Annotated in this window: 14 protein-coding genes; 9 read left to right on the top strand and 5 right to left on the bottom strand. The window is 66.5% G+C overall.

The genetic code is table 11. The features are described from left to right. The coding region (locus tag FKP22_RS07505; protein WP_141286694.1) for a helix-turn-helix domain-containing protein at window positions 1-321 on the top strand (321 nt) is incomplete at its 5' end. A gap of 7 nt (window positions 322-328) precedes the next feature. On the opposite strand, the gene FKP22_RS07500 is transcribed toward FKP22_RS07505, so the two are convergent. Continuing rightward, entirely contained in the window at window positions 329-1,291 is a 963-nt protein-coding gene (locus FKP22_RS07500) for a glycosyltransferase family 2 protein (protein WP_141286692.1), read from the bottom strand. A gap of 56 nt (window positions 1,292-1,347) precedes the next feature. Next, window positions 1,348-2,091: a hypothetical protein gene (locus FKP22_RS07495; protein WP_141286690.1), complete on the bottom strand. Its 744-nt coding sequence runs from the start codon at window positions 2,089-2,091 to the stop codon at window positions 1,348-1,350. A 306-nt stretch (window positions 2,092-2,397) separates the two neighbouring features. On the opposite strand from FKP22_RS07495, the gene FKP22_RS07490 reads away from it, so the two are divergent. Continuing rightward, the gene (locus FKP22_RS07490) at window positions 2,398-3,405 is read left to right on the top strand and encodes a stealth family protein (RefSeq protein ID WP_170200794.1); all 1,008 of its coding nucleotides are present in this window, start codon (window positions 2,398-2,400) and stop codon (window positions 3,403-3,405) included. A 165-nt stretch (window positions 3,406-3,570) separates the two neighbouring features. Then, window positions 3,571-4,602, top strand: coding sequence for a stealth family protein (locus FKP22_RS07485; protein WP_170200795.1), 1,032 nt, complete (start codon window positions 3,571-3,573; stop codon window positions 4,600-4,602). 25 nt (window positions 4,603-4,627) lie between these two features. Here the strand turns inward: FKP22_RS07485 and FKP22_RS07480 are convergent, their stop codons facing one another. Continuing rightward, the gene (locus FKP22_RS07480) at window positions 4,628-5,221 is read right to left on the bottom strand and encodes a hypothetical protein (RefSeq protein ID WP_141286684.1); all 594 of its coding nucleotides are present in this window, start codon (window positions 5,219-5,221) and stop codon (window positions 4,628-4,630) included. 228 nt (window positions 5,222-5,449) lie between these two features. Here FKP22_RS07480 and FKP22_RS07475 point away from each other — a divergent pair, with 228 nt between their 5' ends. From FKP22_RS07475 to urtE, 6 genes are all read left to right on the top strand, one after another. Further along, the gene (locus FKP22_RS07475; protein WP_141286682.1) at window positions 5,450-6,508 is read left to right on the top strand and encodes a glycosyltransferase; all 1,059 of its coding nucleotides are present in this window, start codon (window positions 5,450-5,452) and stop codon (window positions 6,506-6,508) included. A gap of 169 nt (window positions 6,509-6,677) precedes the next feature. Then, the gene (gene urtA / locus FKP22_RS07470; protein ID WP_141286696.1) at window positions 6,678-7,937 is read left to right on the top strand and encodes an urea ABC transporter substrate-binding protein; all 1,260 of its coding nucleotides are present in this window, start codon (window positions 6,678-6,680) and stop codon (window positions 7,935-7,937) included. A gap of 145 nt (window positions 7,938-8,082) precedes the next feature. Then, window positions 8,083-9,666, top strand: a complete 1,584-nt coding sequence (urtB, locus tag FKP22_RS07465) for an urea ABC transporter permease subunit UrtB (RefSeq protein WP_141286680.1) — start codon at window positions 8,083-8,085, stop codon at window positions 9,664-9,666. A gap of 36 nt (window positions 9,667-9,702) precedes the next feature. Beyond that, window positions 9,703-10,893, top strand: a complete 1,191-nt coding sequence (gene urtC, locus FKP22_RS07460) for an urea ABC transporter permease subunit UrtC (protein WP_141286677.1) — start codon at window positions 9,703-9,705, stop codon at window positions 10,891-10,893. Then, window positions 10,890-11,768 carry an urea ABC transporter ATP-binding protein UrtD gene (gene urtD / locus FKP22_RS07455; RefSeq protein ID WP_141286675.1) on the top strand — a complete coding sequence of 293 codons (879 nt, stop codon included), beginning with the start codon at window positions 10,890-10,892 and terminating at the stop codon, window positions 11,766-11,768. Before urtC ends, urtD begins: the two co-directional genes overlap by 4 nt. A gap of 3 nt (window positions 11,769-11,771) precedes the next feature. After that, entirely contained in the window at window positions 11,772-12,464 is a 693-nt protein-coding gene (urtE, locus tag FKP22_RS07450; protein WP_141286673.1) for an urea ABC transporter ATP-binding subunit UrtE, read from the top strand. Between the two features lie 22 nt (window positions 12,465-12,486). On the opposite strand, the gene FKP22_RS07445 is transcribed toward urtE, so the two are convergent. Further along, a complete protein-coding gene (locus FKP22_RS07445) occupies window positions 12,487-12,897 on the bottom strand; it encodes a PPC domain-containing DNA-binding protein (protein WP_141286671.1) in 411 nt (136 codons plus the stop codon). Window positions 12,898-12,899: 2 nt separating this feature from the next. Next, a partial coding sequence (locus FKP22_RS07440) for an aminotransferase-like domain-containing protein (protein WP_141286669.1) occupies window positions 12,900-13,872 on the bottom strand: 973 nt, incomplete at its 5' end.

Below are 13,872 nucleotides of genomic sequence, written 5' to 3'. Positions count from 1 at the left end.
CAGCGCATCTCTTTTGCGCTGCACCCGATGAACGGCGAGCAGTTCAGCGAAGGCGAGTGGCTGCTGGTGCTGCGCGAAGAGTCCGAGACGGCGCTGCTGCAAGCCCTGTCCCAGGCCCTGCCGCTCACCGCGCGCGAGGCCGAGGTGCTGTACTGGGTGATCCAGGGCAAGACCAACCGCGACATCGGCGACATCCTCGGCACCAGCCCGCGCACCGTGCACAAGCACCTGGAGCACGTCTTCGAGAAACTGGGCGTGGAGACGCGCACCGCGGCTGCGGCGCTGGCGCTGGGCAAGGTGCGGCGGCAGGGCGGCGATTGAGCCCGCCTCAGCGAGTCAGTTCCCGCAGCCTTGCCAGATCTTCCCGCCGGTAGGTCGCGTCCAGCTGAGGGTCGTTGCCACCCTGGTCCACATTGCTGCGCGCCAAGCCCTGTGCCCGAGAGCCCGGCATTTCGTAGAAGTTCACTGGCACCGGCTCGATCTGCCTCACCGGAAAGCCTTCCCACAGCGCTACCGCATTGAGCCAGATGTCATCCGCCCGTGGGCAGCAGCTCAGGAAGTCCAGCCCGCGGGCCCGCAAGGCGAGCTGCATCGCAGGCGGGTAGATGATGCCTGACACGCCGGTGGCAAAGTGCAGCAGGCTGGGCTCTGTCGAATGGCATTTGGGCCAGCGCTTGTAGGGCTGGAGATGTCCGTCTGTCGTGAGCGCGATCACATAAGCGCGAAAGCAGTGCAGGGCTGTGTCGTCGGCCAGGTACGCCTGCTGCAATGTCTGCAGCCATTGACGCGGATACAACTGATCGTCGTCTGCGGTGACCAGCGGCAGGCTTGGTGCAGGCTCCAACATCACTTGCGGGAAAAACTTCGTGTGAGGGCCAACATCCCGGCAGCCGCGAATTTCGAGCCCACGCGACTGCTGGCGCACCAGGGAGGCTGGCAAGCCCTTGTCGATGAGGCTTTGGTCCAGCCACAACACCAATCTGCTCGGTTTCAATGAACCATTGGCGATGGTCTCCAGCGTGTAGAAGACCGTAGGCAGCCTGACCGCCGTCGTCGTGATCGAGAGTACCGGGCCGCCTGGCGAGGTCATTGGTGACTGGCTGTGCACGTTCTGATGGCGCAGTCGGGCCAACCAGACGGGCCGAACGCAGCGCTTCACGGCCCGCCGAAGTTTCGCCGAGAGCCGGTATCGGACCTGCGTCAGCGCCGAGGCCTGGATAACCTGAACCATGTCACCTCCGCAAGGGTATGGCCACATCAGCGGACCGGAGTGTAGGCAACGCCAGTTCAACAGGCGATGGGCACCTGCCCTGAAGGTCGGGCTTTGGACTGACTTGCCCGGATTTGCTAGGCGGGCTTCGGCCTGGATCTGGCAGTCGCAGGCTGGGTCTGAGCGTGCAGCCATGCCCAGTCTTCGCTGCGAAATGTCGCGGCGAGTTGCACATCATTGCCGCCGCTGTCCACGTTGCTGCGGGCCAGGCCTTGCTGGCGCGAGCCGGGCAGTTCCGGGAAGTCGCGCGGGAGCGGCACGACCTGCCGGGTGGGAATGCCTTCCCAGGTGGCCACCGCGTTCAGCCATACGTCGTCTGCGCGGGGGCAGCAGTCTGCGAAACCCTCGCCGCGCCGGTGCAGGGCTTGCTGCATGGCCGGGGGGTACAGCACGCCGGAGCAGCCAGTGAAGAAGTTCAAGGGGCTTGGCTGCATGGATTCGCAGCGGTCCCACTGCTTGTAAGGTGCAATGCTGCCATTGGCTTGGAAGCGCAAGCGATAGGCCCGGAAACAGTGGATGACGGTGGGCATTGCGCGATGCGCCTGGTGGAGCCGGGCCAGCCAGTCGCGTGGGTACAGGTGATCGTCGTCGGCCGTCACCAGTGCCACATCCAGAGGCGTGTCGGACATCACGTAGGGGAAGTACTTTTTGTGCGGACCCCAGTCTTTGCAGTACCGAATCTCCAGACCGCGCCTGGCCAGACGCTGAAGCGTGTCTGGCAGCGGTTGGGCGTGCAGCGCATCTTCAAGCCAGAGAATCAACCGGCTGGGACGCAGACTGCCTTGGGCAATCGTCTCCAGCGTGTAGAAGACGGTGGCCACCCGGGGGCCAAAGCTGGTCAGCGAGACCACCGGGCCGTCATGGCCCGTGACCGGTGTTCTGCTCAGCGCGTTGGCCCGGCGCAGTTCCCGCAGCTTGAGCTTGCGCCAGGGACGTTTGATGCTGCGGCGGAAACGGGCGACCAATCGGTCTGCTGCGCGGGCAAGGGCAGAGGTGTCGGCGAGTGTCATGCAAAGCGCTCAGGTGGCGGTCCATGTGGGTCGGCTCGCTGACAGACGCCTACGGGACCGGGGCGCCGCAGTTTACCGGCGCAGGCAGGTCCAGGCCCTTCGGCCACAATGCAGCAGATGCATGTCCCTGTCGCCGAGTCAGCCCCGATCGACGCCGTCATCACCTGGGTCGACGGCAGCGATCCGCGGCACAGGGCGAAGCTCAATGCGTACTTGAGCGAGATCGGCCGGCAGCCGGCGGCGGCCGCTGCCACGCGCTTCCAGTCGGTCGGCGAGATCGACTACTGCGTGGTCTCGCTGTTGCGCTTCGCGCCATTTCTGCGGCGCATCCATGTGGTGACCGACGAGCAGGTGCCGGCGCTGTTCGAGCGTGCGCAGCACTGGCCGGCCGAGTGGCGAGACAAGCTGGTGCGGGTCGACCACCAGCAGATCTTCGCCGGGCATGACGATGTCACGCCGAGCTTCAACAGCCGCGCCATCGAGACGGTGCTCTACCGCATTCCCGGACTGGCCGAGCAGTTCGTCTACTTGAACGACGACTTCATGCTGGTCAAGCCGGTGCGGCCCGAGCACTGGTTTCGCGATGGCAAGCCGGTGCTGCATGGGCGGTGGCGATCGGCGCCTGAGCTGCGCTGGTCGCGCCGTCTGCGCGCGCGCTGGGCAGCGCTCATCGGCCGGCCCGCGAAAGACAAGCGGCCCAGCCACCAGGATGCGCAGGCGCTGGCCGCGCGCCTGGCCGGCTACGAGCATCGCTTCCTGGAGCACGACCATCATCCGCATCCCTTGCGGCGCAGCACGCTGGCGCGCTATTTCGACGACCACCCGGAAGTCCTGCGCCGCAACATCTCGCCGCGCTTGCGCGACGCGTCCCAGTTCCTGGCGCAGATGCTGGCCGGCCACCTCGAAGTGCGCGCTGGCACCGCATGGCTGGAGCCGTCCTCCCAGACGGCCAACATCAAGCCGGATTCGCTGTCGCCGGCACAGCTGGTGCGGCGTTTGCGCGCGGTGGCGCAAACGCCCGATCTGCTGTTCGTCTGCATCCAGAGCCTGGACCAGGCCTCGCCGGCAGCGCAGGCGACGGTGCTGGCCTGGCTGGATGCGACGATTGGTCGGGACCCGGTGTGAGCCGCTGGCCGCCCCGGCCAAATCCACATGCTTTTGACGGGGAAATGACACCATTGTGAAGATGTGTAAGCGCTTGGCGAAAATGCGCCAATGCTTGTCACTGTCCCCCTTGCCAGGCGATCCGCGCTGGCACCAGCAAACGCATTCACCACCACCCCTGCCAGTGTGCAGCCCACTGCCGCGCTGCACACTGCCGAGCCGATAGACGCCGTCATCGCCTGGGTGGATGGCCAGGACCCACGCCACCGCGCCAAGCTGGAGGCCTACCTGGCCCAGTTGGGCTGCAGGCCTGCGGCGGCTGCCCCCACACGGTTCAACTCCGTGGGCGAGATCGACTACTGCGTGGCGTCGCTGCTGCGCTTCGCACCATTCCTCAGGCGCATCCACATCGTGGCCGATGAGCAGGCGCCGGCCTTTTTCGAGCGGGTGCAGGAGTGGCCTGCCCAGGCCGGGGAGAAGCTGCGCCTGGTGGACCACAAGGCCTTGTTTGCCGGCCATGAAGACTGCCTGCCGACCTTCAACTGCCGCTCGATCGAAACCCTGCTTCATCGCATTCCGGGCCTGGCCGAGCAATTCGTCTACCTGAATGACGACTTCATGCTGATCAAGCCGGTGCAGCCGGAAGACTGGTTCCGCGACGGCCAGCCGGTGCTGCGCGGCCACTGGCGCGTGGCGCCGGAGCAGCGCTGGCACCGCCGGCTGCGCGACTGGTGGCAGGCGAGGCGGGGCTCGCCCGTGCCGGATCGCCGACCGGGCCACCAGGAGGGACAGGCGCTGTCAGCCCGGTTGGCGGGCTACGACGGCCGCTACCTGGAGCACGACCATCACCCGCATCCCTTGCGCCGCTCGACGCTGGAAGCCTATTTCGCGGCGCATCCGCAGGCCTTGCGGCAGAACATCGTGCACCGCTTGCGCGACGCCCGGCAGTTCCTGCCGCCGATGCTGGCCGGGCACCTGGAGATCCGGGCCGGTAGCGCTGCGCTGCAGCCCGATCCACAGACCGTCAACCTGAAACCGGCCCGTACCGCACCCGGCCGGCTGGCACGCAAGCTGCGCGGCGCCGCGGGCGATCCCGCTGTGTTGTTCGCCTGCATCCAGAGCCTGGACGAGGCGCCGTCCGATGTTCAAGGCATGGTGGTGCAGTGGCTCGACCAGGTGGTGGGACCGCTGGACCAGGTGCTGCGCCAGTTCTGCTGAACGGCGCAGCCTGCACTGCCGCATTTCAGCCGTAGCGTTGTGCCTGCGCCATCTGCGGCTGCGGCGTCTGCAGGCGGCGCTGGCGGGCTTCCAGCAGGCGCTGCACCAGCTTGCAGATCTGCCTGGCCTCGTGCTCGTCGATGTCCTGGCCCTCGATCACCGAGCGCTTGAACTGGATGCCGCTGACCACGCCGCTGTGCTCGATGAAGCCCAGCGTCAGCGTGCGGTTCAGCAGGTAGTAGGCCGCGGCGAACAGCAGGCCGAAGCCGATGACCACCGCGCCGATCGTGCCGCTGCTGGGCTCTCGCATCAGCGAGCCGGCCACCAGGCCAAAGAGCAGCACGATGGAAAGCGCCGTCTTCCACGGCTTGTGATAGCCGTAGTAGGTCGACGAGATGCTTTCCAGCGGGATCAGGCGCGCTTGCACGCCCGACAGCGACGAGCGCGTGAACTCCAGCCGCTCGATGCCGACTGCGATGCGGGTGGTCGGATCCACGCGCAGCCGGGCGAGCAACCAGGCAATCAGGCCGCCGTTGCGGCCCACGATGTGCACATAGTTGCCCTGTTCATCGACAGGCTTGTTACCGCTCTTCCATGACTTGATGACGAACGCCCCCACGACGGTCCTTTCATGCTTTTATGTACGGCTGTGCAGATTGTGGCAGAGCGCCCTGCTGCTGCGTGTCGCCAGCGTGTGAAGTGGTCCCTGTTCCGGGAGTCTCGCTTGCCTGCTGTGGCTGAGCCGACACGAGCTGTCGGCACGCTGTCCATGCCTTTGGCACTGTCATCGCCGCGTCGTGCGACCCGTTGAAGCTGGCATGCATCTGCCACTGGCAACCCGCCGACCATGAGAATCCTGCACATCGTCCTGTCCCGCGGTTTCGCCGGTTCCGAGCGCTCCACGGCCGAGTCCTGCAATGCGCAGTGCGAGCGCCACGACGTGGCCCTGGTGCTGCGCAGGGATCACCGCAGGAACGGCGCCAGCATCCGTGACCACCTGGACCCGCGGGTCCAGTGCTTCGAGCTGCCACGCTTCTGGTTCACTCGCTGGCACCTGGGCCGGGTGCTGCGCCACTGGCGGCCCGAGCTGGTGCACGGCCACCTGCGCCGGGCCACCCGCCTGATCGCCCAGCTGAAGCCTCCTTGCGCATCTGTCTCCACTTTGCACATCGGCGTCAATGGCCCGCATTTCCTGCAGATGGACGGCCTGGTCTGCAATGCGCGCTGGCAGGTGCGGCAATTGCCGAAAAGCTATACCGGCCAGGCGCTGAAGGCCCACAACTCGCTGACTCCGCACCGCCGTCTGTCAGCGGAAGAAATTGCCGGGCTGCGCGCCAGCTGGGGCGTTCAGCCAGGCGAACTGCTGGTGGGCGGCGTGGGCCGGCTGACCGACGTCAAGGGCTGGGACACCTTGATCGCCGCGGTGCGCAGCCGCCCGGAGCTGAAGCAGCTGAAGCTGGTGCTGTTCGGTCTCGGCGCTGCGGAAGCTCGGCTGCAGGCCCAGGCCGCGGGCGATGCGCGCATCCAGTTGCTGGGCTTCCGGGCCGACGTGAAGGACTGCTACCAGGCCTTCGACGTGTTCGTCTGCCCCTCGCGCTTCGAGCCGCTGCCGCGCGTGGTGCTCGAAGCCATGGACGCCGGCACGCCAGTCATCACCTCGACGGCCGACGGCTGCCGCGAGCTGGTCGAGGACCACGGCGGCGAACTGTTCCCGATCGGCGACGTGCCGGCCCTTGCCGCCCTGCTGGCCGACCATGTGGCGCGCCCCCGTGCTCGCCACCGGCCCGACCTGTCGGCGCATGACATCGCGGTCAGCGGCCAGGTCATGCTGGGCTTCTACCGCGAGCTGCTGGCCCGCCGCGACCGCCAGCTGCTGACCGAAGCCGACGCCGAACTCGCGCTCTGAGGCGTCACTGCGTGGGCCCTGCACGCGTCACCTATACGCCAACCTGCGTATAGGTGCGAACCCGGGCGGCTCCTAAGCTTGCGTCAGCCGTGAGACACGGCACACCGCCTCGCCTCAGAGGCTTGGCTGACACATACCCCACAGGTTTCGGAGCACCCACCCCATGAAAATGTCCCGCCGTTCGATCACCGCGCTGGCTGCCGCTGCCTGCGCGCTCGGTTTCACCTCGCTGGCCCAGGCCGCCGACACCATCAAGGTCGGCATCCTGCACTCGCTGTCCGGCACCATGGCCATCTCCGAGACGGTGCTGAAGGACGTCGCGCTGATGACCATCGACGAGATCAATGCCAAGGGCGGCGTGCTGGGCAAGAAGCTGGAACCGGTCGTTGTCGACCCGGCCTCCAACTGGCCGCTGTTCGCCGAGAAGGCCAAGCAGCTGATCGACCAGGACAAGGTGGCCGTCGTCTTCGGCTGCTGGACCTCGGTCTCGCGCAAGTCGGTGCTGCCGGTCTTCGAAGAGAAGAACTCGCTGCTGTTCTACCCGGTGCAATACGAAGGCGAAGAGCTCAGCAAGAACGTGTTCTATACCGGCGCAGCGCCGAACCAGCAGGCCATTCCCGCAGTGGAATACCTGATGAGCAAGGACGGCGGCGGCGCCAAGCGCTTCGTGCTGCTGGGCACGGACTATGTGTACCCGCGCACCACCAACAAGATCCTGCGCGCCTTCCTGCACAGCAAGGGCGTGGCCGACACCGACATCATGGAGGAGTACACGCCCTTCGGGCACTCCGACTATCAAGGCATCATCGCCAAGATCAAGAAGTTTGCCGGCGAAGGCAAGAAGACCGCCGTGATCTCGACCATCAACGGCGACTCCAACGTGCCCTTCTACAAGGAACTGGGCAACCAGGGCCTGAAGGCGACCGACGTGCCGGTGGTGGCCTTCTCGGTCGGTGAAGAAGAGCTGCGCGGCGTGGACACCAAGCCGCTGGTCGGCCACCTGGCCGCGTGGAACTACTTCATGTCCATCAAGAACCCGACCAACACGGCGTTCATCAAGGAATGGAGCGACTACGCCAAGGCCAAGGGCATCCCGGGCCACAAGGACAAGCCGCTGACCAATGACCCGATGGAAGCCACCTACATCGGCATCCACATGTGGGCCCAGGCGGTTGCCAAGGCCAAGTCCACCGACACCGACAAGGTCATCGCCGCAATGGCCGGCCAGACCTTCAAGGCGCCGGGCGGCTTCACCTCGACGATGGACAAGGAAAACCATCACCTGCACAAGCCGGTCTTCATCGGCGAAGTGAAGGCCGACGGCCAGTTCAACGTGGTGTGGAAGACCCCGGGCCCGGTCGTCGCCGACCCGTGGAGCGACTACATTCCCGAGAACAAGGGCAAGAAGAACGTGCCCGAGAAGAAATAACCCCCCTACCGCAGCAAAGCTGCGGCCCCAGCCGTTGTTGACTGGGGCGCCACCAGTGGACCGGCAGAGCCGGATCCACGGCGGCTGCTTGAAGGCGCGGGCGGCGTTGGCGGCCCGCGTTTCTTCTCAATCGAGGGTTCTCGAGATGATTCGATTTCTTGCGGGACTCGGGCTGGTGTTGTTTGCGGCGCTGCCTGCGCACGCCCTCACGACTGAGCAGGCCAAGGCCATTTCGTCGGGGGACACGGATGCCCGCGTTGCTGCGCTGAACGATGCTGTCGCGCGTGCTGATACCGGCTTGCCCAAGCTGGTTTCGGCGCTGCTGGACGATGCCGTCAAGCTCACGCCGGCGCAGGTGCTGATCGTCGACGGCGAGAAGGTCACCGATGCGGCCACCGGTGCCATCGCCACGCTGCCGGAAGACGCCGAAGACGTGGTCAACAACAACCGCATGCGCGGCGCCTTGCAGGCGGCGCAGGCGGGTCTCAAATTGCTGTCACCGGATGTCGCGCTGCGCCGCGAAGCGGTGACCGAACTTGCCAAGGACACGCTGGACCCTTCCCAGCTGCCGTTGATCGACAAGGCGCTGGCCGCCGAAACCGACGCTTCACTGAAAGACCGCCTGGGCCTGATGCGCGCCGCGTTGCAGATCGCCTCGCCGGACAAGGCGCAGCGCCTGGCCGCCGCCCAGTCATTGGGCGAGAGCGGCATGTCGCAGGTCAAGAGCCTGTTGCAGGCGCGCCTGGCCGATGGCGGCGAGACCGACGCCGAAGTGCGCGGCGTTTTGCTCAGCTCGGTCGACAAGGTCTCGGCCCGTCTTGCCTGGGGCGAGCGTCTGGGCGTGGTCTTCACCGGCATCAGCCTGGGCAGCATCCTGCTGCTGGTGGCCCTGGGCCTGGCCATCACCTACGGGCTGATGGGCGTGATCAACATGGCCCACGGCGAGCTGATGATGATCGGCGCCTATGCCACCTACCTGGTGCAGAACCTGTTCAAGGCTTACCTGCCGGGCCTGTTCGACTGGTACATCCTGCTCGCGGTGCCGGCTTCGTTCCTGGCCGCCGCGCTGGTCGGCGCGGTGCTGGAGCGGCTGGTCATCCGCTGGCTTTATGGCCGGCCACTGGAAACGCTGCTGGCGACCTGGGGCATCAGCCTGGTGCTGATGCAGGGCGTGCGCGGCCTGTTCGGCGCGCAGAACGTGCCGGTCGAGAACCCTTCGTGGATGTCCGGTGGCGTGGCCGCGATGAGCAACCTCACGCTGCCCTACAACCGCCTGGCCATCATCGTGTTTGCCTTTGCGGTGCTGGGCGGCGTGGCGCTGCTGATCGCCAAGACACGGCTGGGCCTGTTCGTGCGCGGCGTCACGCAGAACCGCCGCATGGCCGCCTGCATGGGCGTCAACACCGCCCGCATCGACACCTACGCCTTCTCGCTGGGGGCAGGCATCGCAGGCCTCGCCGGCTGCGCGCTGAGCCAGGTCGGCAACGTCGGCCCGGACCTGGGCCAGAGCTACATCGTCGACTCCTTCATGGTCGTCGTGCTCGGCGGTGTGGGCCAACTGGCAGGCACCGTCTACGCTGCCCTGGGCCTGGGCGTGTTGAACAAGCTGCTCGAAGGCTGGGCCGGCGCGGTGCTGGCCAAGATCATGGTGCTGGTCTTCATCGTCGTCTTCATCCAGAAGCGCCCGCAAGGCATCTTCGCAATGAAGGGCAGAAGTGCTGAAGCTTGATCGCCTGATGCCCGACGAATCAACGGAATGAGCGAGATGACCACCTTGAAGCTTCCTCCTCCCAAACGCGGGCTGCTGCTCGGCAAGGCCGGTTGGACCGGGCTGATGCTGGCGCTGATCGTCGTCACGGTGCTGGCGCCGTTGCTGAACCTGGTGGTGCCCGAGGGCAGCGTGTTCCACCTCAGCGACTACGCGGTGGCGCTGATTGGCAAGATCATGTGCTACGCCATCTGCGCGCTGGCGATGGACCTGATCTGGGGCTACACCGGCATCCTGTCGCTGGGCCACGGGCTGTTCTTCGCACTCGGCGGCTACGCGATGGGCATGTACCTGATGCGCCAGATCGGCCATGACGGCAACTACAAGAGCGACTTGCCGGACTTCATGGTCTTCCTCGACTGGAAGGCGCTGCCCTGGGCCTGGGCCTGGAGCGACTCGTTCATCTTCCAGATGATCTGCGTGGTCGCGGTGCCGGGTGTGCTGGCGCTGATCTTCGGCTTCTTCGCCTTCCGCTCGCGCATCAAGGGCGTGTACTTCTCCATCATCACGCAGGCCATGACTTTCGCGGCCATGCTGCTGTTCTTCCGCAACGAGACCGGCTTCGGTGGCAACAACGGCTTCACCGACTTCAAGCGCATCCTCGGCATTCCCATCGCCCAGCCGTCCACCCGCATGGTGCTGTTCGTGCTGACCGGGCTGGTGCTGATCGGCTTCTGGGTCATGGCGCGCTACCTGGTCAACAGCAAGTTCGGCCGCGTGCTGCAGGCCATCCGAGACGCCGAGACCCGCGTCATGTTCACCGGCTACGACCCGCTGGCCTACAAGCTCGCGATCTGGACCCTGTCGGCCATGATGTGCGGCGTGGCAGGTGCGCTGTACGTGCCGCAGGTCGGCATCATCAACCCCGGCGAGATGAGCGCGGCTTCGTCGATCGAGATCGCGGTCTGGGCCGCAGTCGGCGGCCGGGCCACCTTGATCGGCCCCATCGTCGGCGCGTTTTTCGTCAACGGCGCGAAGAGCGCATTCACGCAGATCTTCCCGGAGTTCTGGCTGTACTTCCTCGGCGCGCTGTTCATCGCCGTCACGCTGTTCCTGCCGAATGGTCTGGTCGGTCTGGTCGCGCAACTGCGGGAACGCGCCAGCACGTCGGCCAAGCTCAAGCAGTCAAGGGCTGCCGAACAAGGTGCGGACCCAGCCACCGAGATTGCACAGGAGGCCCGCGCATGACCCCCGAACTGCAGGAAGCCGGCGCCGCCCAGCTGGCCGCCGCGCAAGCCAGGTTGCAGGAAGCTTCTTCCGGCGGCCGTGACGCGGCCTTCGGCCGCGTGCTGCACGGCGCCCAGCCGGACTTTGCGCACGGCGTGGCGCTGTACCTGGACGAGATCACCGTCAGCTTCGACGGATTCAAGGCCCTCAATGCGCTGAGCCTGGCGATCAACGTTGGCGAGCTGCGCTGCATCATCGGTCCCAACGGGGCAGGCAAGACGACGATGATGGACGTCATCACCGGCAAGACGCGGCCGGACCACGGCACGGCCTCCTTCGGCTCCAACATCGACCTGCTGCGCCTGCGCGAAAACGACATCGCGCAGATCGGCATCGGCCGCAAGTTCCAGAAGCCTACGGTCTACGAGCAGCTCAGTGTGTTCGAGAACCTGGAGCTGGCACTGAAGGCCGACCGCCGCGTGCGCGCCAGCATCTTCTCGCGCCTCACCGGCACCCAGCTGGACCGCATTGCCGAGATCCTGCAACTCATTCACCTGCTGCCCGAGGCGCAGCGCACCGCAGGCCTGCTCAGCCATGGCCAGAAGCAGTGGCTGGAGATCGGCATGCTCTTGATGCAGGACCCCAAGCTGCTGCTGCTCGACGAGCCGGTGGCCGGCATGACGGACGAGGAGACAGAACGCACCGCCGAACTCTTCCTGTCGCTCGAAGGCCAGCACTCGCTGGTCGTCGTCGAACACGACATGAAGTTTGTCGGCGAACTGACGCAGGGCTGGAAGAAGGTCACGGTGCTGCACGAAGGCAGCGTGCTCGCCGAAGGCACGCTGGCCGATGTGCAGTCGAATGAAAAAGTGGTCGAAGTCTATTTGGGACGCTGAGCGATGCTGAAAGTAGACGGACTCAATCAGTACTACGGCGGCTCGCACATCCTGCGCGGCCTGGGCTTCCAGGCCAAGCTCGGCGAGGTCACGGTCGTGCTGGGCCGCAATGGCGTGGGCAAGACCACGCTGCTGAAAAGCCTGATGGGCGTGGTGCCGATCAAGACCGGCGGTATCCAGCTCGACAGCCAGGACATCACCAAGGACACGCCCTACGAGCGCGTGCGCAAGGGCGTGGGTTACGTGCCGCAGGGCCGCGAGATCTTCGGCCGGCTCACGGTCGAGGAGAACCTGCGCATGGGCCTGGCCTACAAGAAGGCCGGCACCGCCATTCCGCCCGAACTCTTCGAGCTGTTCCCGGTCTTGAAGCAGATGATCAACCGCCGCGGCGGCGACCTCTCCGGCGGCCAGCAGCAGCAGCTCGCGATCGCCCGCGCGCTCGCCGCCGGCCCCAAGCTGCTGATCCTCGACGAGCCCACCGAAGGCATCCAGCCCAGCATCATCAAGGACATCGGCCGCGTCATCCGCATGCTGGCCGACCGCAAGACCATGGCCATCGTGCTGGTCGAGCAGTTCTACGACTTCGCCGCCGAACTCGCCGACCAGTACCTGGTGATGGAACGCGGCGAAATCATCGCCCGCGGGCGGGGCGAGGACATGGAAGCCAACGGCGTGCGGGACCTGATGTCGATCTGAACGCCGCAATGAGACCGGTCGCTCAGCCGCGTTTCGGCGGCCTCGGCATCGCCACCAATTCCTGGTAGCCAGTCTCGGCGTCGTGCGCGCGCGTCAACTGCCAATCCGGCAGCAGCGCCAGCAAGACTTCGGCGGTGGTTCGGATGGCACAGCCGTGCCCCACATGGCCGCCCAGCACGCTGCCGTCAGCGCGCGAAACGGCCATGTGCAGGTGTACGCCGTTCTCTGCCAGGCTGCCGCTCAGGCTGAGGATTTCCAGCGGGCCCTCGATGACGGTCTCCACATCCGCCTGGGCGAAGCGCAGCCTGGCCTGCGTGAGGCTGCCGATGCCGGAGACGACGAAAGCCGAACCCACGCCGGGTTGTCGAGTAGCCTCTTCCAGGGCCTCCCGCAAGTCCGCACCGGGCGGCAGGCGCAAGGGCAGCAGTGGCATCGTCATGCCGCCTTGGGCGCCGCGCCTGCCGCGTCGGCCATCTGCCTGGCCAGCTGACCCACGCGTTGCAGTGCCTGCTGCTCGGCCGTGCCCCAGGCGCGGCCCAGGCCCAGGCGGATGCAGTGCCTGTAGCGGCCGGTGCTGCTGAACATCGGGCCGGGGGCGAGGCAGATCTGTTCGGATAAAGCGGCGTGGAACAGGGCCACCGCGTCCACAGCCCGTGGCAATTCCAGCCACAGCGTGAAGCCGCCTTCGGGGGCGGTGATGCGGGTGCCGGCGGGAAAGCTCGCGGCAATCAGCCGGCGGGCCTGGTCCAGGCGGCTGGCGAGCAGGGCACGCAGCTGGCGCAGCGCGGGTTCGTGGCCGGGCTGGTTCAGCAGGTCCGTCATCGCGATCTCGACCAATTCGGTGTGGCCGCCGCTGAGGGTGGACTTGAGGCGCTGCACTTGTGCCGACCAGCGGCCGGCCTCGACCCAGCCCAGCCGCAGCCCCGGCGCCAGCGTCTTCGAGAACGAGCTGCAGATCATCACCTGGCCGCGCGTGTCGAAGGACTTCACGGCGCGGCGGCCTTCGGCGCGGCCGGCCAGGTCGTTGATCAGCGCGTCTTCGATCAGCGGCACGTCGCGCGCTTCCAGCAGTTGCAGCAGTTGGCGCCGGGCGGCCAGCGGCATGGTCGCGCCCAGCGGGTTGGACAAGGTGGGCACCACCAGCACGGCCTTCACCGGTTGCGTGTCCAGCGCCAGTTCCAGGGCCGGCAGCGAAATGCCGGTGCGCGGGTCGGTGGGGATCTCCAGTGCTCGCAGGTGCAGGCTTTGCAGGATCTGCAGGAAACCCCAGTAGGTGGGCGACTCCAGCGCCACCGTGTCACCCGGCTGGGTGACCGCGCGCAGGCACAGGCTGATGGACTCGACGCAGCCGTTGGTCACCAGGATGCGGGCCGGGTCCAGCTGGCAGCCGATGGCCAGCGCACGGCGG

Source organism: Ideonella azotifigens (assembly GCF_006519715.1).
GTDB lineage: Bacteria > Pseudomonadota > Gammaproteobacteria > Burkholderiales > Burkholderiaceae_C > Ideonella > Ideonella azotifigens.
The sequence above is the reverse complement of the archived record's forward strand: the minus strand, read 5'-3'. Positions and strand labels throughout refer to the sequence as shown.

Coding starts and splice junctions, on each gene's coding strand:
- FKP22_RS07490 (WP_170200794.1), top strand. CDS start 2,398: ATGCATGTCCCTGTCGCCGAGTCAGCCCCGATCGACGCCGTCATCACC.
- FKP22_RS07475 (WP_141286682.1), top strand. CDS start 5,450: ATGAGAATCCTGCACATCGTCCTGTCCCGCGGTTTCGCCGGTTCCGAG.
- urtA (WP_141286696.1), top strand. CDS start 6,678: ATGTCCCGCCGTTCGATCACCGCGCTGGCTGCCGCTGCCTGCGCGCTC.
- urtB (WP_141286680.1), top strand. CDS start 8,083: ATGATTCGATTTCTTGCGGGACTCGGGCTGGTGTTGTTTGCGGCGCTG.
- urtC (WP_141286677.1), top strand. CDS start 9,703: ATGACCACCTTGAAGCTTCCTCCTCCCAAACGCGGGCTGCTGCTCGGC.
- urtD (WP_141286675.1), top strand. CDS start 10,890: ATGACCCCCGAACTGCAGGAAGCCGGCGCCGCCCAGCTGGCCGCCGCG.
- urtE (WP_141286673.1), top strand. CDS start 11,772: ATGCTGAAAGTAGACGGACTCAATCAGTACTACGGCGGCTCGCACATC.
- FKP22_RS07445 (WP_141286671.1), bottom strand. CDS start 12,897: ATGCCACTGCTGCCCTTGCGCCTGCCGCCCGGTGCGGACTTGCGGGAG.